The sequence below is a fragment of the Mycobacterium sp. DL genome (assembly GCF_039729195.1).
Classification (GTDB): domain Bacteria; phylum Actinomycetota; class Actinomycetes; order Mycobacteriales; family Mycobacteriaceae; genus Mycobacterium; species Mycobacterium hippocampi_A.
Genome location: NZ_CP155796.1, coordinates 943,935 through 966,120, shown reverse-complemented (window position 1 = coordinate 966,120; position 22,186 = coordinate 943,935). Strand labels below are relative to the sequence as shown.

General features: G+C 65.7%; 17 protein-coding genes and 1 pseudogene. 7 read left to right on the top strand and 11 right to left on the bottom strand.

The genetic code is table 11. The features are described 5' to 3' along the window. Positions 1-380: 380 nt before the first annotated feature. Entirely contained in the window at positions 381-2,477 is a 2,097-nt protein-coding gene (locus ABDC78_RS04695; protein ID WP_178358696.1) for a UvrD-helicase domain-containing protein, read from the top strand. 15 nt (positions 2,478-2,492) lie between these two features. Beyond that, positions 2,493-4,757 (top strand): DUF262 domain-containing protein, encoded by a 2,265-nt coding sequence (locus ABDC78_RS04690; RefSeq protein WP_178358697.1) that lies wholly within the window; start codon positions 2,493-2,495, stop codon positions 4,755-4,757. 114 nt (positions 4,758-4,871) lie between these two features. Here ABDC78_RS04690 and ABDC78_RS04685 read toward each other — a convergent pair. Beyond that, positions 4,872-5,170 (bottom strand): annotated as a pseudogene (locus ABDC78_RS04685) (integrase core domain-containing protein); the annotation flags it as partial. Positions 5,171-5,231: 61 nt separating this feature from the next. Here ABDC78_RS04685 and ABDC78_RS04680 point away from each other — a divergent pair. Both ABDC78_RS04680 and ABDC78_RS04675 read left to right on the top strand, forming a co-directional pair. After that, complete coding sequence (locus tag ABDC78_RS04680; protein WP_178358698.1) at positions 5,232-5,912, top strand: hypothetical protein; 681 nt, start codon at positions 5,232-5,234, stop codon at positions 5,910-5,912. 221 nt (positions 5,913-6,133) lie between these two features. Further along, the gene (locus tag ABDC78_RS04675) at positions 6,134-9,079 is read left to right on the top strand and encodes a kelch repeat-containing protein (RefSeq protein WP_347133327.1); all 2,946 of its coding nucleotides are present in this window, start codon (positions 6,134-6,136) and stop codon (positions 9,077-9,079) included. Here the strand turns inward: ABDC78_RS04675 and ABDC78_RS04670 are convergent. The 4 genes from ABDC78_RS04670 to ABDC78_RS04655 form a co-directional block, all read right to left on the bottom strand. Then, positions 9,072-9,689, bottom strand: coding sequence for an FHA domain-containing protein (locus ABDC78_RS04670; protein WP_178359117.1), 618 nt, complete (start codon positions 9,687-9,689; stop codon positions 9,072-9,074). The two genes, ABDC78_RS04675 and ABDC78_RS04670, sit on opposite strands and share 8 nt — an antisense overlap. A gap of 117 nt (positions 9,690-9,806) precedes the next feature. Beyond that, a complete protein-coding gene (locus ABDC78_RS04665; protein ID WP_178359116.1) occupies positions 9,807-10,202 on the bottom strand; it encodes a hypothetical protein in 396 nt (131 codons plus the stop codon). Between the two features lie 205 nt (positions 10,203-10,407). Next, the gene (locus ABDC78_RS04660; protein WP_178359115.1) at positions 10,408-11,547 is read right to left on the bottom strand and encodes a serine hydrolase domain-containing protein; all 1,140 of its coding nucleotides are present in this window, start codon (positions 11,545-11,547) and stop codon (positions 10,408-10,410) included. A gap of 85 nt (positions 11,548-11,632) precedes the next feature. Beyond that, the gene (locus ABDC78_RS04655) at positions 11,633-12,100 is read right to left on the bottom strand and encodes a hypothetical protein (protein WP_178359114.1); all 468 of its coding nucleotides are present in this window, start codon (positions 12,098-12,100) and stop codon (positions 11,633-11,635) included. A gap of 446 nt (positions 12,101-12,546) precedes the next feature. Here ABDC78_RS04655 and ponA2 point away from each other — a divergent pair, with 446 nt between their 5' ends. Beyond that, on the top strand, positions 12,547-15,018 hold the full coding sequence (gene ponA2, locus ABDC78_RS04650; protein WP_178359113.1) for a transglycosylase/D,D-transpeptidase PonA2: 2,472 nt from the start codon (positions 12,547-12,549) through the stop codon (positions 15,016-15,018). 135 nt (positions 15,019-15,153) lie between these two features. Next, entirely contained in the window at positions 15,154-15,660 is a 507-nt protein-coding gene (locus tag ABDC78_RS04645; RefSeq protein WP_347133326.1) for a DUF4262 domain-containing protein, read from the top strand. A gap of 83 nt (positions 15,661-15,743) precedes the next feature. Here the strand turns inward: ABDC78_RS04645 and ABDC78_RS04640 are convergent, their stop codons facing one another. From ABDC78_RS04640 to ABDC78_RS04620, 5 genes are all read right to left on the bottom strand, one after another. Next, positions 15,744-16,133 (bottom strand): hypothetical protein, encoded by a 390-nt coding sequence (locus tag ABDC78_RS04640; protein WP_178359112.1) that lies wholly within the window; start codon positions 16,131-16,133, stop codon positions 15,744-15,746. Then, entirely contained in the window at positions 16,130-16,762 is a 633-nt protein-coding gene (locus ABDC78_RS04635; protein ID WP_178359111.1) for a nucleotidyltransferase domain-containing protein, read from the bottom strand. Before ABDC78_RS04635 ends, ABDC78_RS04640 begins: the two co-directional genes overlap by 4 nt. Positions 16,763-16,973: 211 nt before the next feature. Beyond that, the gene (locus ABDC78_RS04630; protein WP_178359110.1) at positions 16,974-17,825 is read right to left on the bottom strand and encodes a DUF559 domain-containing protein; all 852 of its coding nucleotides are present in this window, start codon (positions 17,823-17,825) and stop codon (positions 16,974-16,976) included. Between the two features lie 128 nt (positions 17,826-17,953). Then, complete coding sequence (locus ABDC78_RS04625) at positions 17,954-18,763, bottom strand: DUF1206 domain-containing protein (protein ID WP_178359109.1); 810 nt, start codon at positions 18,761-18,763, stop codon at positions 17,954-17,956. A gap of 41 nt (positions 18,764-18,804) precedes the next feature. Further along, positions 18,805-19,668, bottom strand: coding sequence for an N-acetylmuramoyl-L-alanine amidase (locus tag ABDC78_RS04620; protein ID WP_178359108.1), 864 nt, complete (start codon positions 19,666-19,668; stop codon positions 18,805-18,807). 349 nt (positions 19,669-20,017) lie between these two features. Between ABDC78_RS04620 and ABDC78_RS04615 the strand changes: the two genes are divergently transcribed. Further along, a complete protein-coding gene (locus ABDC78_RS04615; RefSeq protein ID WP_178359107.1) occupies positions 20,018-21,361 on the top strand; it encodes an alpha/beta hydrolase-fold protein in 1,344 nt (447 codons plus the stop codon). Between the two features lie 88 nt (positions 21,362-21,449). Here ABDC78_RS04615 and ABDC78_RS04610 read toward each other — a convergent pair whose 3' ends face one another. Further along, a complete protein-coding gene (locus ABDC78_RS04610; RefSeq protein ID WP_178359106.1) occupies positions 21,450-22,115 on the bottom strand; it encodes a TetR/AcrR family transcriptional regulator in 666 nt (221 codons plus the stop codon). Positions 22,116-22,186: the final 71 nt, after the last annotated feature.

The window sequence follows — 22,186 nt, the reverse complement described above, 5'->3', positions numbered from 1 at the left end:
CCCTCCCCTCCATCACCCGCCAGGATACGAGCAATCGCCGACAGGGTCTCGCGGTTGGCAGCGATCGGGCGTAATCCACCGCTCGGCCGACTGCCATATGGCAATTCGGTGGGTCGCGTATAGAACGAGACGCTGATGAACCACTCTTCGGCCCGAGCGCGATATGAGTTTCTCGGCATATTCGACCTCACGGAAGTCGACGATATTGCTGCTTCAGCGAACCTGGTCCGCGCTCTCGTCAGGCGCCGGGAAGCGTGCAAGCCGATGCGGCGACCGCTGCCGGCGACAGTCAATAGCAGGGGCTTCCCGACTGTCAGCAACTGGCCGTATGGTCGAACTAGCCCCGCGCGGGAGGAATCGGAGCTGGATTGGAGTGGGGAGTGCCTTCGTTGGCAATCGACAAAGGATTTCTGGGGGATCTCGCGAAGCTGGAGAAGCCCGTGTTCAAGCGGGTCACCGAGGTCTTCGACGAGTTCGATGCCGCCACCCACACCGGACTGCACCTCGAGAAGATCGCCAATGCCCGCAATCCGCGGTTTCGGTCCATTCGGATCGATCAGGCGTGGCGCGGCATCGTGCTCGCACCCGCCAGTGGCGACGTCTACACACTGCTGAAGGTGTTGCACCACGACGATGCCTACGCCTGGGCGCAACGCAGCAACGTTTCGGTGAACTCCGCCACCGGCGGCATCGAGATCCGCGACGAGGCCGAACTGGACCGACAGATCCCGGAGATGGCCGAAGCAGCCAAGAAGGCCGGCAGGCCGATCTTCGCGAACGTCAAGGACGGCGAGCTGACCAGGCTCGGAATCGACGAGAAGGTACTCGCGTTTGCGCGTACTGTCACGGATGCCGCCCAGCTGGACGCGGCGAAGTCCTTCCTTCCCGAGACACAGTGGGACGTGCTCTTCGGTCTGGCTGCCGGTTTCACTCCCGAGGAGGTGTGGGCGGACCTCGGAGCGCAGATCATCGGCGAGCCGATCGACATCGCAGACATCGACGCGGCCGTCCTGCGAAGCAGCGACCGCGTCGTGCTCGTCAGCGGACCCGACGAACTGATGGATGTCTTCGCCCACCCTTTCGCAACCTGGCGGGTGTATCTGCACCCGACCCAGCGCGCCGTAGCGGAAGCGACATACAAAGGTCCGTCCCGCGTCACTGGCGGCCCCGGCACCGGCAAAACTGTTGTCGCGCTGCATCGTGCCTACATGCTCGCCAAACGTGGAGAAGGCAGGGTTCTCGTCACTACTTTCACCTCGACACTGTCTGACACTCTGCAGTCCGGCCTCGACATGTTGGCCAGCGACCGAGAAGTACCGAGCCGGATCGAGGTGTCGAACGTCGATCGCATCGCCCACCGAGTGTTTCGTAAGACTCACGGCGCACCGAACGTGCTCAATTCGGAGGACGAGAAAGCCCTGTGGGCCGGCTTGGTCGACGAACTCCAGCTCAGCTTCACCCCGGTGTTCTTGTCCGAGGAGTGGCGGCAAGTGGTGCTAGCGCGGCGCATCAGCACCGCTGACGCCTACCTCGCAGCTAAGCGGACCGGGCGCGGCCGCGGACTCGGTGCCGCGCAACGTGCCCAAGTGTGGCAAGCCATCTGGGAGTTCGAGCAAACACTCACTCAACAAGGTGTCTGGACACACGAAACCGTCCGACGCGAATCAACACGCTTACTCGAGGAATCCACGGACAAGCCGTTCCGGCACATCCTCATCGATGAAGCACAAGACCTCAGCCCCGACCAATGGCGCCTGCTACGTGCCGCCGTAGCCGAGGCGCCCAACGACATCTTCATCGCCGGCGACACCCACCAACGCATCTACGACAACCGGGTCAGCCTTCGTGAAGTCGGCATCAACGTCGCCGGCCGATCCTCCCGCCTGAACATCAACTACCGCACCACGGCCGAAATTCTCGGGTGGAGCCTAGGCCTCATGCGAGGGGAACCGATCGATGACATGGAAGGCGGATTGGACTCCATCGCCGGTTGCAAGTCCTACGTGCACGGGCAACCACCTACACTTGCCGGGTGTCGATCGGCCGATGACGAAGCCCAACACATCGCCGACGCCGTTACACGTTGGATCGACAACGGCGTCGCACCAGCGGAAATCGGCATAGCAGTTCGCGCCAAGTGGCTGGCACCGAGGATCGAGAAGGCGCTCAAGGCCGCAGGAATCGCCACCGTCGATCTAGCGCGTGCATCCGAAGACGACGACGCTGTACACGTCGGGACCATGCACCGCATGAAGGGCCTCGAGTTTCGTTGTGTGTGCGTGGCAGGCGTCAGCGCCAAGTTGCTCCCAGCATCCAACGCCGTGACGCCGGTCGACGACGACAAGCAGACCCATCAACAAGACATCGAGCGTGAACGCTGCCTGCTCTTCGTGGCTTGTACGCGCGCCCGTGAGGAATTGCTGGTGACCTGGCACGGGGATGCGAGCCCGTTCATCATCGCACTCGAGACGAACTGAACTGGAGACGCTTGCATGACCCGCCTGTCGACCTTGTTGGATGAAATCGATTCCGGCGTCGTTCTTCTCCCGGAATTTCAGCGCGGGTATGTCTGGAATCGCGACCAAGTACGCGGACTCATGCGTTCGCTCTACCGTGCGTATCCGGTCGGCGGTTTGCTGGTGTGGGAGACCACCTCTGACGACATCACGGTGCGCGGCGCCGCGGCAGCCAGCGGTAACAGACAACTACTGCTCGACGGGCAGCAACGTGTCACATCACTCTATGGCGTCATTCGCGGCACGCCTCCCCCCTTCTTCGAAGGAGACAAGACCTCTTTCACCGGGCTCCATTTCAATGTGGAGACCGAATCCTTCGAGTTCTACGCACCGACCAAGATGGCCGGTGATCCCACTTGGGTGAATGTCACGGAGCTCTTCAGCAAGGGACCGACGAAGTACCTGCGCGCTTTTCCGGACGTCGACGATGACACCCTCGACGTCTATATCGACAGGTTGAATCGGATCACCCAGATCGCCAACCGGGACTTCAATTCTGAGAAAATCACCGGAGCGAGTAAGACGGTTGACGAGGTCGTCGACATCTTCAACAAAGTCAACTCCGGCGGAACCAAGCTTTCCAAGGGCGACCTCGCACTGGCCAAACTCTGCGCCGAATGGCCCGATGCACGAAAAGAATTGCGGGACAACCTAGACCGATGGAAGAAGGTCGGTTTCCGGTTCTCACTGGACTGGCTACTCCGAAACGCTACTGCCGTCGCGACCGGCAGGGCGCTGTTCTCGTCGCTGAGCGACGTCTCTGCTGTCGACTTCGAGTCGGCTCTCGGGAGATCGGTCAACCACATAGGGACCTTCCTCGACGCTGCTTCCGGGCGCCTGGGCCTCGACCACGATCGGGTACTCATGGGCCGGTACGCGACCCCCGTCATCACCAGGCTCCTCGAGCTCAACGGCGGAGGGTTCACCGACAGTGCCCACCGCGACAAGGTTCTCTACTGGTACGTGCACTCTGCGCTCTGGGGACGCTTCAGCGGATCGACGGAGACCTTTCTGCAGCAGGATTACGAGGCGGTCGAGCGTGGCGGTGTGGACGCCGTTATCGCCACACTGGAGCGCGTGCGAGGTGGGCGTCTGGCAATCAGCTCTGACGACTTCTCAGGCTCCACGCGGGGCTCGCGGTTCTACCCGCTGCTGTACCTGTTGACACGCGTCGATGGCGCCCGAGATTTCGGTAGCGGCTTGGAGTTGCGCGCGGAGCTCCTGGGAAAGCTCACTTCACTACAGGTTCACCACATTTTCCCGAAGGCTCTGCTGCGCAAGCACGGCTTCGATCGCAATGAAATCAACGCACTCGCGAACTTCTGCTTCCTCACGCAGGACACCAATATCAAGATAGGCATGCGCGATCCGGCCGAGTATCTGCCCGAGGTGGAGGCCAGACATCCGGGTGTGCTCGAGTCGCAATGGATACCCAACGATCCTGAACTGTGGAGAGTGGAACGCTACGCGGACTTCCTCGCCGCACGCCGTCAGCTGCTCGCGGCCTCAGCCCACGCATTTTTGGAACGTCTACGCAATCCGGACGCGCCCCACAACGATGTTGTGCTCGAACGCCTTCAGGTTGCGGACGAAGTCATCGACGACCCCCGCGGCGAGCAGGTTCGTGCGCTCATCGCCGATCTCGCCGCTCGTGGGTATGCCGAACCGGAGGTCGACGCAGAAATACCGGATCCGGAGACGGGTGCCGTCCTGGCTATAGCCGAAGCCTTCTGGCCCAAAGGCTTGCAGCAAGAGCTCGGAGACCCCACCGTACTCGAGCTCGACCCAGATGACGCCGACCTCCCCCGACTGGAAGAGCTGAAGTACAGGGTGTTCACCTCAGTTGACGCACTCTTGGGCTTCATCGAGAACGAAAGTGCAACAGCCGCGGGTGAGGAGATCTCCGATGAAATCGACGTCGACAGCAAGCTTCCGGACGGCACCGTGGAAGCCGAGTTTTCGGGACGGATGAAGGCCATTTACGATCGCGGCCGTGCGGAGGCCGGCTACAACGCCAGCTACTTTCTGAATATGTTGTCGCAGTACGGTCCTCACGACACTGCGCGCCGGCTTCTCGCCTCGCCGGCGATGTCCGATGGATTCGCTGAGCTCTGGGAACGAGGTCGACTCGATCTCACCGTCGAGGCACTCGTTATCGAGCCGCAGTTTCAAGCTCTGTTCAGCGAAGATGAGACCGCTATCGCTCGACGCCGCTTGTCGCGGTTCGGCTATGTCGGTTGAGTTCTCGGCGGAACCAGATTTACCGTGTCGGATCGTCACCGTCATCGGAGTGGCAGCCATCCTCAGTACGGTTCGGGACTGCCCCCGGTTCAGTTGACTCGCGGGGTGTGATGTTCAGGCCGCGGTTGCGACTGGGGTGTGGAGCAGTTCAAAACTCTATCGGGGTGAACCTGCCGAGCGCGTTGCCGTCGGCGGCGGTGGTAGGTGCGGTCGATCCAGGTGACGATCGCCAGGCGTAATTCGGCTCGGGTGGACCAGCGCTGTCGGTCAAGGACGTTGCGCTACACCAGCGCGAAGAGAGATTCCATGGCGGCGTTATCACCGCACGCACCGACACGGCCAATGGATCTCCGCAAACTGTTGTGTGACAGTGCATGAACGAACTTTCGTGATCGAATTTGGCTGCCGCGGTCGGGCCCCCTTGGCTGCAGGCAGCACGGTGTGTCTCATGACAGTGCCAGAGGATGCGATTGCATGGCGGATGAGGAAGATCCGATGGAGCGAGAGCTCTTTGCGGCATCCATTGCGCGGCCGCGGGATTCGGCGAGGTACGTCGCCGCACTGGAGATTGCAGTGCGGACACGCCTCGACGATCCTGAGGTCGACAGGCATCCCGACCTGGAACGAGTGTGTCTGGAGTTGGCCAGGGAGTACCAGGTTCTGAAGCGGTGGGAGGATGCCCTGGTCGCGGCGGATGCGGTCGCCGAACTGGAGCCGGATATGCAGCCCGACGCGCGGTGCCTGCGTGCAGAGATTCTGATGCGGATGGGCCGGGTCGCCGAGGCCGAACCGATCTGGGCGGCGGTGCGCACCGAAACGCCCGATGATGTCTGGCTGTACTACCGCGCCGGGATGGAGTACGCCGCCATCGGCGACCATCAGACGGCACTGGACTGGTTGAACGAGGGCGTGCGAGTGGCGCTGCGCACAGACGGTCCCGACGCGGAGGATCCGCTCACCGATGAGCTCGCCGAACTCCGCCAGGCAGCCTTGGACAACCTGGGCAGACCGGCCGACGAGCTGCAGGAGCAAGCGATGACGTTTCTGCGCGAGAAGGACGAACAGGAGCGCGCTGAGGCAAGGAGGGAGGCATCAGAGATGTTCGGCCTGGAGCCCGATCGCAGGCCGATCCGTCCGACGAAGCGCCGCCATTAGCAGTTGATCCAGCTGACCTGTCGTTGAGACTGCACACCGGGGGCGCAAAAGTTCGACTGGCGACCGCCCTGAGCGCAGGCTCAGCGAGCGGCGGTGCCAGTGTGACGCGAGTGCCCTGCGCTCCGGTCACGCCGGGCACGCAACGTCAAAGCCTGCGCACACACAGCCGCTGAGCGGTACCTTTAGCCCACTACTCGCACTTCACCGGAGGATGTGAGGCGATGGCGGGCGAGATCGGGATCGAGCTGGCATCCGCCGGGTTCGTCGATGCCGTCGAAGTGGGCAGGGGCGGTGGCGGCGTCGTCTACCGCTGCCACCAGCAGTCGCTCGGGCGCACCGTCGCCATCAAAGTCCTCGCGTCCAATCTCGACCAGGACGACCAGGAACGTTTCCTTCGCGAGGGCTTCGCGATGGGCGGGCTGTCGGGCCACCCGAACATCGTCAACATCCTGCAGGTCGGCATGACCGAACGGGACCGGCCCTTCATCGTCATGCCTTATCACGCGAAGGGATCGCTGGCCGACCAGGTGCGGCGGGAAGGCCGGATCCCGTGGCCCGACGCATTGCGCATCGGCGTGAAACTGTGCGGGGCGCTCGAAACCGCCCACCGCACAGGCACTTTGCATCGCGACATCAAACCCGCCAACGTGCTCGTCAACGACTACGGCGATCCGCAGCTCAGCGACTTCGGCACCGCGCGCATCGTCGGCGGATACAAAACGGTGACCGGGTTCTTCACCGGCACACTGTCCTACACCGCTCCCGAGGTGCTCACCGGTAAGCCGCCGACGGTCGAGGCCGACGTCTATTCGCTCGGCGCCGCAATCTATGCATTGATCGCCGGGAAGGCCGCGCACGAGCGCAATACCGATGAGGAACTCGTCGCGCACTACCTGCGGATCACCTCGCAGCCGGTGCCGGACCTGCGCCACCTCGGCATCCCGTCCGATGTGTGCTCGGCCATCGAGAAGGCGATGTCGCTGGACCCGGCCGGCCGGTTCGGCTCGGCGGCCGAGTTCGGCCGCGCCATGCAGGAAGCTCAGCGGCACAACGGGTTGACCGCGGACTCGATGGCGATCGGCGACCCCACCCCTGCTGCCGAGCAACCCGAAGGCACCCAAGCACTTCCGCTGTCGGAGCCGTCCTACCCGTCAGCCGTGCCACCGATCCCGGTCAACGTGCCACCAGCTCCGCCGCCGCCCCCGCCGCCACCCGACATGTTCGCCCGCAGCCCGTCGAACACCCCGTGGAACCCCCCTCCCCCGCCGCCCGTCGCGCCCAGGAACCGTAAGAAGACACTGATCGCGCTCGGTGCCGCCGCGGCCGTGGTGCTGCTGGTGATCGGCACCGTCGCGATCGTCGCGGCGTCGCGGGACACCGACGGCGGTGTCGGCGCGACACCCACTGCGCAGCCGGCCGCCGAAGCACAGCCCGGGTGGCGCCCGATCAGCGACACCCGCACGGCTCTCGACGGGGTGGCCGCTACGCAGGCCGACGGCACCATCTGGATCTTCGGCGGTATGGGTGCCGACGACCGCGTTAGCAGCACTCACGAGGGCTACGACCCGGCGATCGACAGCTGGAAAGGCGGCGAGCCCCTGCCCGTTCCGGTGCAGCGGGCGATGTCGGTGACGTGGCAGGAAACCCCGGTCGTACTCGGCGGCTGGCGCACCGAGGGTGCCGACACCCAGGTTGCCACTGACCAGGTGTGGCGGGTGGTCAACAGCCGGTGGATGCAGTTGCCGCCGCTGCTACAGCCGCGCGCCGCGGCGGCGGCTGCGGTGGTCGGCGACCGCATCGTCGTCACCGGCGGAGTGGACGCCGACGGCAGGGTGCTGAACACCACCGAGGTGTACGACGGCAGCGGGTGGACGCAGGGAGCGCCGATGCCGACCCCGCGCCAACTGCTGGCTGCGGCCTCGGACGGCAACCTGGTCTACGCGATCGGCGGCACGAACGGGGCCACGGACCTGGCGACCGTCGAGGCATACGATCCGGGCGCCGACACCTGGACGACCATGCCGGCACTTCCCGAGCCGCGCAGCGACTTCGGAGCCGCCGTCACCGACGCCCGATTGGTGGCGGTCGGCGGTATCGCCGGGGGGCGATCCCTCGACAGTGTGACCGCGCTCGATCTGACGACGGCGACGTGGACGGATCTGCCTGACCTGAGCACCGCCCGCCGCGGTGCCGCGGTGACGGCCGTCGGAAAGACGGTGTACGCGATCGGCGGGTCCACCGGCGCCGGCGACGGCCAGGCCACGTCGTCGGCCGAGGCGCTCAAGCTCGCACCGCGCATACCGCAACCCGCGGCGCAGTGGCGGTCGCTTCCGGATGCGCCGACCGCTCGGCTAATGACGGCGTGGACAGTGCTCGACGACAAGATCTGGCTCGTCGGCGGCATCCGGGAGGGCGAGACGCTTCAGACTGTCGAGACCTACGACCCCGCCACGAATCAGTGGCAGCCGCAGCCGTCGCTGCCGATCCCGCTGAATCATGCGGCGGCGGCCACCTATCGCGGCGAAGTCGTGGTGATCGGCGGCGCCACCGACACCATCACGCAGGCGTCGGACAAGGTGTTCGCGTTGCGCGACGGCACGTGGGTCGAGCTACCGAGCCTGCAGCACGCGCGGGCGGCGGGGGCTGCGGCGGTGGTCGACGACAAGCTCGTGGTGGTCGGCGGGCAGAACGACAAGCAACTCGTGGCCCAGACCGAGGTGTTCGACGGCCAGTCGTGGACGCAGGCAGCCGACATCCCCACTCCCCGTGAGCATCTCGCGGCAGTGTCCGACGGCGTGTACGTCTACACCGTCGGCGGACGGATGCTCAGCGCCGACGAGAACTCAGCAGCCTTCGAGCGGTTCGACCCCGCGTCCGGGAACTGGGAGGGGTTGCCGGACCTGCCGACTCCACGGGGCAGCTTCGGCGCGGCACTCGTCGACGGCCGCATCGTGGTGGTCGGCGGCGAGGAACCGACGCGGGTGCTGGCCACCGTCGAGATCTACGACGTCGCCAACCGCACGTGGAGCACCCAGGCTCCGATCAACACACCGGTGCACGGTCAAGCGGTCGCGGCGGTCGGCTCCACCGTCTACGTCATCGGGGGCGCCGACCGGCCGACCCACGAAGGACCGGTGGCGACGGTCGAGGCACTGGACTTCACGTAGCCTGCTCCCGCAGTTGGGCCAGGGTGACCGCGCCGCGGCGCAGCGCCTCGTTGGCAAGCCGGACGCGCCGGTCACCCTCGGTGGGGATGGCGAACTTGTCGTAGAGGTTCTGCAGGTGCTGTTTGACGGCGGCCTCGGTGACGTAGAGCTCGCGGGCCATCGCCCGGACCGACACAGGCTCCGGGAACGGATCGTCGGAGACCAGCGGCCGGCACAGCACCACGAGAACGTCGAGTTCGCGCGGGGTTAGCCGCGGCGGGGCCTCGACGGGCTGGGCGGCGACGGTCTGCTCGTCGCGGCGGCCCTCGGCGGAGTCGTGGACCATCCAGAAGATCAACCGCGACTTGCCGACGCGCACCTCGTCTCCGGAGTGCAGAACGCGTTCGGCGGTGATCTTCTCGCCGTTGAGGTACGTGCCGTTGCGGCTGCCCATGTCGCGGATCGACCATGCGGCCCCGAGGTTTTCGAAGACGGCGTGCAGCCGCGAGATGGTGTCGTCGTGCTCGAGTGCGATGGCGTTGCTCGAGGCCTTGCCGAGGGTCACGCGTTGGCCGTCCAGGGAAACGAGTTCCCGCCCCGACGGCTTGAAGACTTCCAGGTGGGAAGACATGCGAACCTCCTATCGGGCAATTCTGGCCTAGCGACGGTGTTCTGGCCTGCGAACGCTTCGTTCAGCGGGGCTCGGCCCGTCACCGGTTCGGGTGACGGGCCGAGGTGGGGGCGGCGGTCAGGGTTGGGCGAGAACCGGTGCGCGATCGAGGACGGGGGCGCGGTTGACCACCGGCGGCTGGAAGACGCCGTCGGTCTTGGGTTCCGCCGGCTCGAGGATTCCGCCGCTCGTGGACGCCGGTGGCTGGAAGATGGTGCCGCGCAGGGGCGCCGTCGTGATGGTGATCGTGCCGCCGCGGCAGCTGACGATCTTGCCGTCGACGAAGACGTCCTGGCCGTCGTCGATCGGGATCGGGTAGCCGTCGGGGTCGGTGTAGGTGCAGCTGCCACTGGGTGTCGGTTCGTTGTCGACGGCGAAGGCGGTGGCCGGGGCGGCCATCAGAACGGCGAAGGCGCCGAGGATGGTCGCCGCGTACTTGACGCCGGTCAGCTTGCGGGTGGTCGATGCGGTCATGATGTGTGCCTCTCGGTTGGTGCCGGGTCTATCTGTTGAGAGGAATACTGCTGGTCAGAGCGCTTCGCCGTAATCGCCGGGAAGCCAGAGTCCCGTGCCGGGATGGGCAGAGTTTCCTATCCCGCAGGCAAGTGCCGCATGCCGTTGAGGCTGCGCTCACGGCGGCCATTCGTGCGGAATCCGCGCCGTCAGCGCAGCCTGAACGTCAGGCGAGCTCCGCGTAGACCGCGGCCTCGAAGCCGAGGATCGTCTCGACCATCTTTCCGTCGAAGAACGGCAGTACCTGCGTCGCGATCACGGCGCCGATCCCCGCCGTACGGTCGATCCAGAAGAAGCTGTTGAACAGTCCCGACCAGTCGGCCGAGCCGGCGCTGCGCATGCCGGGCAGGTCGACCAGGTACAGATGGAACCCCAGGCCCCACCCCTGCGGCACGTCGAGCAGCTCGACCGGGTTGGTCAGCTCAGGGACTGCCGGCTCCATCTTCTTCGGCAACGGTGCCCCGTCGAGGTGGTCCCGCAACGCGAGCTCGACGGTCTCTTCTTTCAGGATGCGTGTGCCGTCGAGCTCGCCGCCGTTGAGCCAGGCGCGCACGAAACGCCCGTAGTCGGCGATCGTCCCGTAGGACCCGTGGCCGGCGGCGTCCCACTCCGGCTGGGGCGGCAGGTCGAGGTCGGTGGCCGTCAGGCTGCCGTCAGGTGCCCGGAAGCGGATGGGCAGCAATCGCGCGCGCTGCTCGTCGGTCGGGACGAACGTCGAGTCCGTCATGCCGAGCGGGCCGTAGACATGCGCGGCGAGGTACTCGGCCAGCGTCTGCCCGCTGACGGCCTCGACGACCATGCCGAGCCAGTCGGTGCTGACGCCGTACTCCCAGACCGTGCCGGGATCGTGGACCAGCGGCGCGCTGAGGCTCTGCTTGATGCCCTCGAGCGGGTTGGGAAAGTTCTGCTCGACGCAGTAAGTGAAGAGCTTCTCGTTGAGAAAGTGGTAACCGCAGCCCGCCGTGTGGGTCATCAAGTGCCGGACAGTCGCCTGCGTCGTGGGCGCCCGCAGGACCGGCTCACGGCCATTGAAGTGGTCGAGCACCTGGAGCTCGCCGAACTCGGGCACGATCGACGAGACAGTCGCGTCCAGATCGACGCGCCCCTGCTCGACGAGCTGGAGCGCCGCGGTGGTCGCGACGGCCTTGGTCATCGACGCGTTGCGGAACATCGTGTCGGGCTTCGCATCCCCCGCCGCGCCTTGGTAGAGGACGCCGTCACGGCCGACCACCGTCGCGGCGACACCGTGCAGCGACCCGTCCGCGGTCACGCCATTCAGAAGGTCGTCGATTCGCTCGAACCCCATCTCAAACTCCTCTGCTCTCCGCGATCTGCCAACCATCGTCGCACGAGCAACAGGTGCGCCGACGAACTCAGCCTCGGAGCGGAGGCTAGGCGGCCGGGGTCACGTCCCGGTTCGCGTTCGCCGCGTGCGCGGCCGGTCCATGGCGCTCCGGTGCCCAGCCCACGTAGGTCAGGTACGCACCGATCAGCGCGGCCACTCCGCACGCCACGATCAACCACACCGTCTCACCGATCATGTTGTTCGCCAACGACATGAACGTATCCGGGAAGAAGAGCAGGAATATCGCACGGGCGACGACCAGCCAGCCCAGCACCGAGACGATGATCGCCGGGGGACCGTGCCAGTGCTGATGCAGGGCCACGATGACAAGGCCGCCGATCAGGATGAACGCACCCGACATCCACGGCCACGCCGAGTCCGCCGAGAAGTCCGACAGCAGCGTTCGCATGTCCGACGCCCGCAGCACGGCCGCGACGTCGACGATCACCAGAAAGGGTCCGAGCACGCGGGCGAACATCCGCGTCCTGTCATGGACCTGTTGTGACGTGTTCATTGCAGTGACCTCCATCCGTCGGACGGCACTGCCCGCCGGTACGAACAGCGCCGTCCCGTCAGTTCCATCAGAGCACCGGGTTCGCTTCCGGGATAGGGACGGAAGTCATCTCGTTGCGATGAATGCTGGACGGGGGGTCTCCGCCGTGCCACCGTGGACACAGCCGCATAGTTTCGAGGAGGTGTTGGCCATGGAGCAGACGCAGCAGAGCTCAGCCCACCAGGAATGTCCTGACTGTCATGCGCTCACAGCAGACTTGGCAGCGCACAAGCAGTGGCATTCCAGGCTCGTCCACGACATCGCCACCGCCGTCGACAGAGACGCCAAACGCCGAGTGGGCACTCAATAGCGAGGGGAGACCAGCCCTCGTCCGCCTGTTGCCACGGCCGTTTGCCAGTCACACGCAATCCACTGTCAGCTACCGCGAACCGTCCTAAGCTGACGCCATGCGCGACCAGCGTCGGGCGAAGTGGTGGGCTCTCGCCAGACTGGCGGGCTGTTGCCTGGTGGCTGGGCTGCTCGCGGCAGCGTTGATGTTCCCCTTTGTCGGTGGCGCGGGAACGGCACTGCTGCGCGTATCCGACTCGGCCACAGAGGAATCCACGCAACTGCTCGAGGGTGAGGTGCCGATCGTGTCCACCATGGTGGACGCAGCAGGCACCCCCATCGCGTGGCTGTACGAGCAGCGCCGCTGGGTGGTGCCCAGCAATCGGATCGCCGACACGATGAAGCTGGCGATCCTCTCGATCGAGGACAAGCGCTTCACCGAACACAACGGCGTCGATTGGCAGGGCACCCTGACCGGCCTGGCCGGGTATCTGCAGGGCAACACCGCCACCAGGGGCGGGTCGACGATCGAGCAGCAGTACGTCAAGAACTTCAACCTCCTGGTCCGTGCGCAGACCGATGCGGATCGGCGTGCCGCCGTCGAGATCAGCCCGGCACGCAAACTGCGCGAGATCCGGGCAGCCTTGGCCCTGGACGCAGCCCTGCCCAAGGCCGAGATCCTGACCCGGTATCTCAACCTGGTGTCGTTCGGCACCGGCGCGTTCGGCGTTCAGGACGCCGCGAAGACCTACTTCGGCATCAACGCCGCCGACCTCAACTGGCAGCAGGCGGCACTGCTGGCCGGGATGGTGCGCTCTCCGACGTCCCTGGACCCGTACACCAATCCCGATGCCGCGCTGGAACGCCGCAACGTCGTGCTCGACACGATGATCGAGAACCTGCCCGACAGGGCCGACGAACTCCGTGCCGCCAAGGCCCAGCCGCTGGGCGTGCTGCGGCGGCCGGAACCGCTGCCGCAGGGCTGCATCGCCGCCGGTAACCGCGCGTTCTTCTGCGCGTACGCGATGCAGTACCTGGCCCGCGCCGGCCTGAGCAAAGAGGACCTGGCACGCAACGGCTACCTGATCCGCACCACCCTCGACCCGAAGGTCCAGGACAGCGTCAAGAACGCCATCGACGAATTCGCCGACCCCACCGCCGTCGGCGTCGCCAGCGTGATGAGCGTGATCAGGCCCGGCCGCGACGCCCACCGCATCGTCGCGATGGCGGGCAACCGCACCTACGGGTTGGACCTCAACGCCGGGCAGACGGTGCAGCCGCAGCCGTTCTCCCTCGTCGGCGACGGCGCCGGCTCGATCTTCAAGATCTTCACCACGGCCGCGGCCCTCGAGATGGGGCTGGGCATCAACGCCACACTCGATGTGCCGCAGACGTTCCGGGGCACCGGCTTGGGCGACAGCAGCGAACCGGGGTGCCCGCCGAAGACCTGGTGTGTCAAGAACGCCGGCGGGTCGGCCGGCCAGATGAATGTGACCGATGCGCTGGCGAAATCTCCCAATACCGCGTTCGCGAAGCTGATCGCCCAGATCGGTGTCCCCCGCGCAGTCGACATGGCGGTCCGACTCGGGCTGCGGTCCTACGCCGAGCCTGGGTCCGCCCGCGCGTACGACCCCGGGACCAACGAGAGCATCGCCGACTTCGTCAAGCGGCAGAACCTCGGGTCGTTCACGCTCGGGCCGCTGGAGCTCAACGCGCTCGAGTTGAGCAACGTCGCCGCTACGCTCGCCTCGGGCGGCATGTGGTGTCCGCCCAGCCCGATCGAGAAGGTCATCGACCGCTATGGCGATGAGGTCGCCCTCGACACAGCGCCCTGCGAGCAGGTCGTCCCCGAGGGGCTCGCCAACACGATGGCCAACGCGCTGGGTAAGGACCACACCGGCGGAACCGCGACGAGTGCCGCGGGTTCGGTCGGATGGGATCTACCGATGGCGGGTAAGACCGGCACGACCGAATCGCACCGGTCGTCGGGATTCCTCGGCTTCACCAATCAGTACGCCGCGGCGAGCTACATCTTCAACGACTCCCCGACTCCGTCAGAACTGTGCGCGTACCCGCTGCGCCAGTGCAGCGACGGAACCCTCTACGGCGGAACAGCACCGGCCCTTACCTGGTACGCGGCGATGAAGCCGATCGCCGAGGACTTCGGTCCCGTGGTGATGCCGCCCACCGACCCGCGCTACGTCGACGGCGGCCCGGGCAGCGAGGTCCCCAGCGTGACCGGGCTGAAGCTCGATGCGGCACGAAAGAAGTTGACGGACGCCGGTTTTCAGGTCGCCCCGGAGCCGACGCCGATTGCCAGCTACTCCTCGCGGGGCGCCGTCGTGGGGACGTCTCCGCGGGGCAGGACCATCCCCGGTTCGATCATCACGATCAACACCAGCAGCGGAATCGCTCCGGCGCCGGTGTACCGGCCGCCTCCTCCGAGCGGGCCGCCGCCTCCACCGCCGCCTCCCGAGGCGCCGCCGCCCCCGCCGCCGAACGTCATCGAGATCCCGGGGCTGCCGCCGATAGTGCTGCCGTGGCTGGCTCCTCCACCTCCGCCACCACCGCCACCGCCACCGCCGGCGTGACGTCCTAGCCGTTGAGACGCCCTAGCCGTTGAGACTGCGCTCAGGGCAATGAAGTTCGAGAAGGCCTAGGCGTGAGCGCAGTCTGAACGCGAGCCCGCGTTGCTCATCCGGACCTGTCGGTGGGTGCGTGCAGGCTTGGCCGCAACCACGACAGAAGGGGCGGCCATGTGCTGGCAGTGCGACAATCCCGACAAGACCATCGACGACTACCTGGACGTTCTGCGGGACACCATCAAAGCCCACAGATGGGCAGTGCAGTTTGTCGAGAGCGATAAGCGGCCATTCGCGTACACCGTCGGCCTGCAGGAGAAGGGCCTGCCGGAGTTGTTGGTGACGGGGATACAGCCGCAGTTGTCTGTTCGGCTGTTGAACGCGATCGGCGATCAGATGGTCGACGAGGGCATGGTCTTGCAGCCAGGCGAACACATCGACTGTGGTGGAAGGTTTTGTCTCGAAGTGGTCGAAGTCGAACACCCAGACGTGCACCTGAAGTCCGCCGTCAGGCTCTACCGCAGGGATTTTCGCGCCTTGCAGCTGGTCTGGGCAGACGATGCTGGTCGCTGGCCATGGGACCGGGGATGGGGCCACGGCAGACGCAGGCAACCAGTGCTCGGCGTCCGCTGCCCACCACCGCTGGGCTGAGGCCGGCTCCCGTTGACACTGCGCTCAGGGCGGAGAAATTCGAGTAGACACCGCCGCCAACGCAGTCTCAATGCACAACCCCGTTAATCTCGTAGACCGGCAGAGAGCCGCGCTGCCCTCTCGAGTCTTTCAGCCGCTCGCTTCGCTTTCTTGCGCTCGTCAGCCGTCGCCGATTGATGGGTGTAGGCAACCTTCGACTTGATGTTGAGAAGGGTCAGCAGATCCCGGTCCAACGTTTCGTCAGCCTGTTTCAACAAGCTGACCGCTTGGGTGTGGTTCTCACCGATCGCGTACTCGTTCAGTCGGATGCAACACACCACGTCGGCTGCAGCGATTCCCGACAGCACGTAGAGATTCATTGCTGCGTCAGGGGAGTCGTCCGCAAGCGATCCGGCGGCATCCAGAAACTCTGTCGCCTTCTTCAGACGACCCGCAATGATCGCACTCGATGACGGTCGGGTGCGCCCCGTCATCGGTTACGACTTAGACGTGTCATCCCGACCGTTCCCAGCAGCCACGTCCTCGTGCCCGCCACCGTGAGTCCGTTTTCGATGACTTCACGCACGACAGGTTCATCGCGCGCTTCAATAAGGTCGGCAACCGTATATTCGATTGTGCGGGCGTCGTTCCCGGTCCACTTCGAGACCGTGCGAACGAGGTCTCCGAGCTGACGCGACCACACCTCGTCCGCCGTTCCATCCTCCCTCACCAGGAACAGGTCGATGTCGCTGTTCGGAGTCATCGAGCCGGTCACCGCTGATCCGAATACCGCTCCGTACGCCGGGGGCTGTTCCCATCCGTCGATCTGCTTCTCCAGGCGGGTGAAGAATGTGTCGGAAATGCGAGCAAGCGCAACTATCGCATCGGCAGCGAGGTGTTCGGCGTTGAACCGATAGGCGTTGGTGTTGCCCACACGCTCGACATGCACAACACCTTGGAGCACAAGGCGCGAGAGCACCTTTCGGATGCCCTCTTCGGAGAACCGATTCAAGATTCGGTGGACCTGGCCCGTCGTGAAGGTGGCATCGTTGCGCGCCAGCACCGCGAGCACGTCACCATCGAGTGTCGGCGTCACCGTGGCGAAAGGCCGCCCGAACTGCACCGGACACCTCCTATGGCCAACTATCATTGGTGTGTCCGTACTATAGTTGGGCGTTGAGCCGTTTGCAACCAGGGCCCCTCTCCCTTGAGACTGCAGTGACGGCGGGGAAGTGCGAGTACACACCGCCCTCAGTGCAGTCTCAACGGCCGGACCTGTGTTGAGACTGCGCTCAGGGCGGGAAAGTGCGGAAGATCCCGCCGCCAGCGCAGCCTCAACGGAGGTCAAAGCCGCTACGCGAGCGCACCGCGCCTTCCACCCGCCGCAGGATCTGTTCCTTGTACTGCCCCTTCACCACCCGCACCACGAGCCAGCCGATGCTGGCCAGGTACTCCATCCTGATGATGTCTTTGCGGTAGGCCTCGTCGTCCTCGCGATGATGCTCGCCGTCGTACTCCACCGCGACCATGATGTCCTCCCAGCCCATATCGAGGTAGTACCGCGGATAGCCATCCACGCCCAGGACCGGGATCTGCGTGGCGGGCCGCGGGTATCCATTGCGTATCAACATCATTCGCAGCCACGATTCTTTCGGCGACTCCGCTCCCGCGTCCACAAAGTCCAGCATCTCCTCCACCCGTCGCAGACCCTTCACGTGCGGATGACGTTGCGACAGGTCGAGGACGTCCTCGTTCTTGAAGTGGGTGGCCCGCGCCAGCGCGTCCAGCCTCGCGACCGCATTTGCCTTCGCACCGCGCCGCGCGAGGTCGAACGCCGTCCGCTCGACCGTCGTCACCGGAAGCCCGTCGACGACGGCGATCTCGTCGTCCAGCACCGTGTCATTGCGCGTGAGCACCCCGGGCGGCGCCCGGTGATTTGGCCAGTTCAGCTCGACCACTTCGGCGTCGACCCACTTTGCACCCCACAGCCCCGACGCCGTCACCCCCGAGACCACAGCCCGTCGTCCCGACCACAGCCATGCTGCTGCCGCTCGCTGCTGCAGCGTCAGCTCGGCCGGCTTCAGCGCGTAGACGTCGGGCAGCACTCGGCTGAAGTTCGTCCGGAGGTCGTGGCGCGTCAGCGACCCAAGCGCCAACGCCTCGCTACCCCGGAACGCCCCCTCCATTCCGGAAGCGTGCCATTTCCAGACGATCCGCCGCAGAATCTATCCACAGGCCCGTTGAGACTGCACACAGGGCGCCAAAGTGTGAGTGGCGACCGCCCTGAGCGCAGTCTCAACGAAAACGAGCCAGGTCACATCCGCGAGTAGCGCGTCAACGCGAAGCTGTACAGGCCGTAGGCCGCGAATCCCGCTGCGGCGAAAAGCAGTATCACCTGACCGAACCGGGCCTCACCGAGAGCCTCGACCGCGGCGTCCAACCCGGTGGCCCGAGTCGGATCGTGCAGGAACGGCGCGCCGATGACCAACGCCCCGGCTGCGAACAACACCACCCCCTCGATGACGTGACCGCTCATACCCAACGCGGTGATCAGCCGTCCACCCGGCACCGTGAGGTCGCCGAGAAACTTCCGCGACGCACCCTTGTAGACGAGATAGCCGCCGATCGCGGCGATCACCGCTCCCACGGCCACCAGGACTGCTTTCCCACCGGGAGACTGCATCAGCTGCGCGCTCAGACCTTCGGCCCGATCGCTGCCCTGCCGGCCGATCCCCAGCGCGAACTGTGCCGCAGCGAAGGCAAGCGCCAGATAGAGGAGCGCCATACCAAACGCCTTGAGCCGGTTGATGAGCGGAGTGTCCCGCATATGAGCGTGGGTGTGTTCGCCCGGGTGCAGTCCCACTGCGGTTTCCGCCAACCGCCACATCGCCAGGGCGACGAGCCCGAACGCGACAACCCACAGCGACGTCTCTCCGCCCCGTTGCGCGGCCAACGTCGCCAATGCACCCGTCTGATCGGCGTCGCCGACGAAGCCGAACGCGATCCGCACGATGATGTACGCGATGAGCAGATGCAGCACCCCGTTGACCGGGTAGCCGACCCGCGCGATGGACTCCACGGTGCGGCTGCCGGTGGCCCAGTTGACTGCGCCCTTGAAACTCATCTCCCGATCACCGGTTCCTGTCGCACGGCCGGCGATGGCTTTCAGACCACTTCAGACGGCACCACCCTCATGTTCAGGGCGGCTGCGGTGGCAGGGCCGACGATGCCGTCGACCTTCAAGCGTGGTGTGCGTCGTTGGAACTCCCTGACTGCGGCTTCGGTTTCCGGGCCGTAGACCCCGTCGATCGCGAGATGCCCGGCATACGAACGATAACCGTACTTGAGGCGGCGCTGAAGCTCGGCGACCTGCGGCCCCTCGGACCCGCGGTAGAGAAGAATGTGCGCGTACTCACCGACCGGCACCGGCGGTCTCGGTGTCGGCGCCGGGTCCGCGATGACGCCGATCCGGAGCTGGATGTCGCTGCGCAGGATCTCCATGTCGATCGCGCCCGGATCCCATTTGCCTTGGAAGCGGCCCGCGTACTCCTTGTGCCCGATCGTGCGCACGGAGTTCTGCGCCAGGCGGCGGTTGATCGCGGCGCAGCACAGGACCAACGCGTCGTACTGCGCGTCGGGCCAGTTGGTGCGGTGTCGCGCCGTGGGACTGGTGCCGCTGTTGGCGCACTCGATACCGATCGTGTGCCAATTGCCCATGTTGGCCGGCAGCCACGGGTACATCCCGATGCCGGCGTGCCAGGCGACCCCCGCTGCCACCACCGTCACCGTGCCGTTGCGGGCGATGTGCAGCTGCGACAGCGGCCCCGCCAGGTCCGGCCTGCCGTTGGCGATGGAGGCCGCGCTGGCGCTGTTCGATCCGGTGTGGTGGGCCATGACGCCGCGGATGTCCTTGAAGCCGCCGTGGCCGCGGTCTCGCCAGCCGGGATATTCGACGAGACGGACACCCTCAGCGCGCAGCACGTCCGCGAGCCAGACGGGGTCGCCCCGCCACGGACCTGTCACAGGCACGAGAGTTTCCCTTCGCCGATGCCGGGAGAGCCAGGCGAACCCACGCCGGCCGCATCGGCGGGCGCATCTCACAAGGGTAGACCCATCGCACGCCGGTTCACCGGCCCGGAAGGTGGTAGGTGCACTTCCCTTGATGCCCGCCCGGCAGAGCTTGCGAGAACACCAAACCCCCTGACGCATCGAGGATTCCGGAATAGAATTCTGTTGGCTCGGGCCCGACATATCGGTCAGCACCGCCGAACCTCGAAGCGATTGCCATCGGCACCGCGGACAACCACGATGCGCCGGACGAACCTCGCGGCACCGAACTCGTCGCGTCCGGCAGCGAGGTGTGTCAAAGGAGCGAACGATGGTCAGAACACACACAGTCGTCGCGGGCGAGACCCTGTCGGCACTGGCGTTGCGCTACTACGGTGATGGCGAACTCTATCGGCTGATCGCCACCGCCAGCGGAATCGCCGATCCCGGCGTCATAAACGTCGGGCAACGTCTTCTCATGCCCGACTTCACCAGATACACCGTGGTCGCCGGGGACACATTGTCGGGGCTGGCGTCACGCTTCTACGGCGACGCGGATCTGGATCGGTTGATCGCCGGTGCCAGCGGGATATCCGAATCGAGCGTCATCACTCCCGGGCAACGGCTCATCATCCCGGATCTCATCAGATACCCCGTGGTCGCCGGGGATACGCTGTCGTCCTTGGCTACCCGCTTCTACGGTGACGGCGCGTTCTATCCGCTGATCGCCACGGTCAACGGCATCGCCGATCCGGCCGTGATCACCGTCGGGCGTGACCTGGTGATCTTCGTCGGCCGCAGCGACGGGTTCGGCCTGCGCATCATCGACCGCAACGAGAACGACGCCCGCTTGTGGTACTACCGGTTTCAGACCTCCGCGATCGGCTGGAATCCCGGGGTCAATGTCCTTCTTCCGGACGACTACCGCACCAGCGGACGTACCTACCCCGTCCTCTACATGCTCCACGGTGGCGCCGAGGATTTTCGCCAGTTCGACTTCCTGGGTATCCGCGCCCTGACCGCCGGGAAGCCGATCATCGTCGTCATGCCCGATGGCGGGCACGCAGGCTGGTACTCCAACCCGGTGAGCTCGTTCGTCGGCCCGCGGAACTGGGAGACATTCCACATCGCCCAGCTTCTGCCGTGGATCGAGGCGAACTTCCGGGTGTACGCCGAGTACGACGGCCGCGCCGTCGGCGGATTCTCGATGGGCGGCTTCGGTGCGCTGAAGTACGCAGCGAAGTACTACGGCCACTTCGCCTCGGTGAGTAGCCACTCCGGGCCGGCGAGCCTGCGCCGCGACTTCGGACTGGTCGTGCACTGGGCGAACATCACCTCGGCGGTTGTGGACTTGGCCGGCGGCACGGTCTACGGCGCACCGTTGTGGGACCAGGCCAGGGTCACCGCCGACAATCCGATCGAACGTGTCGAGAGCTACCGCAACAAGCGCGTCTTCCTCGTCGCCGGGACCAGCCCAGACCCACTCAACTGGTTCGACAGCGTCAACGAGAGTCAGGTGCTCGCCGGCCAGCGGGAGTTCCGCCAGCGTCTCAGCGCGGCGGGCATCCCGAGCGATGCGCGCGAAGTGCCGGGCGGCCACGTGTTCCGGACCGACATGTTCCGCATCGACCTCGACGGCATCATCGCCCGTCTGCGACCTGCCGGTGAGGTCTGACAGACGCCGTTGAGACTGCACACAGGGCGCCAAAGTTCGAGTGGCGAGCGCCCTGAGCGCAGTGTCAACGCCCGAGCCCGGCGCCCAGCTACGGCGCGCCCGCGGCCGGCCACGTGTGCATCGCGGTCTGCAGTTCATCGTGGCTCAGCGCGTCGACAGGCAGCCGTTCCTGTCCGGGCTGACACCGCATGCCCTGCAACAGGATCGCGACGTAGCGCCGCCACAGATCGGCGCACACCTCGCCGGAGTACTCACTCACCGCGCCCGCCATCAAGCCGAACAGCGGCATGTCGGTCCCGGATACCTCAGGACGCAGATAACCGTCGCGCTTGGCCCGCTCGGCGAGCGCAGACACCGGCGGGTCGAGCCGGTCGCGGCCGGCATCCACTTCGCCCCCGCAGTACGCCTTGCTGAAGACGATCTCCCGCAGGCCGCGATCCGTCGCCGTCAACTCGGTCAGACGCCACACAAATCCGGCGAAACCCTCCCAGGAATCCTCGGCCTCCAACGCGGTCTCCGCGAGCACCACAAGCTGGTCGATGCCGTCCTGGAAGATCGCCTCGAACAGCGCCTCCTTGGTCGGAAACCGCCGGTACACGGTGCCGACACCCAGGCCCGCGTGGTGGGCCACCTCGTTGAGCGTGGCGTCCAGACCCCGGGCAGCGCACAGCTCACGGGCTGCTTCGAGGATGCGCCGACGGTTGCGCTCGGCGTCCTTACGCAGGCCCGTGGTCCGCGATTCGCCAGCAGTCATGCCGCCGAGTGTACGGACCGTCACACAGAAAGTAGATTGACTTCGTCCACTTGGATTGCTTCTATCCACTT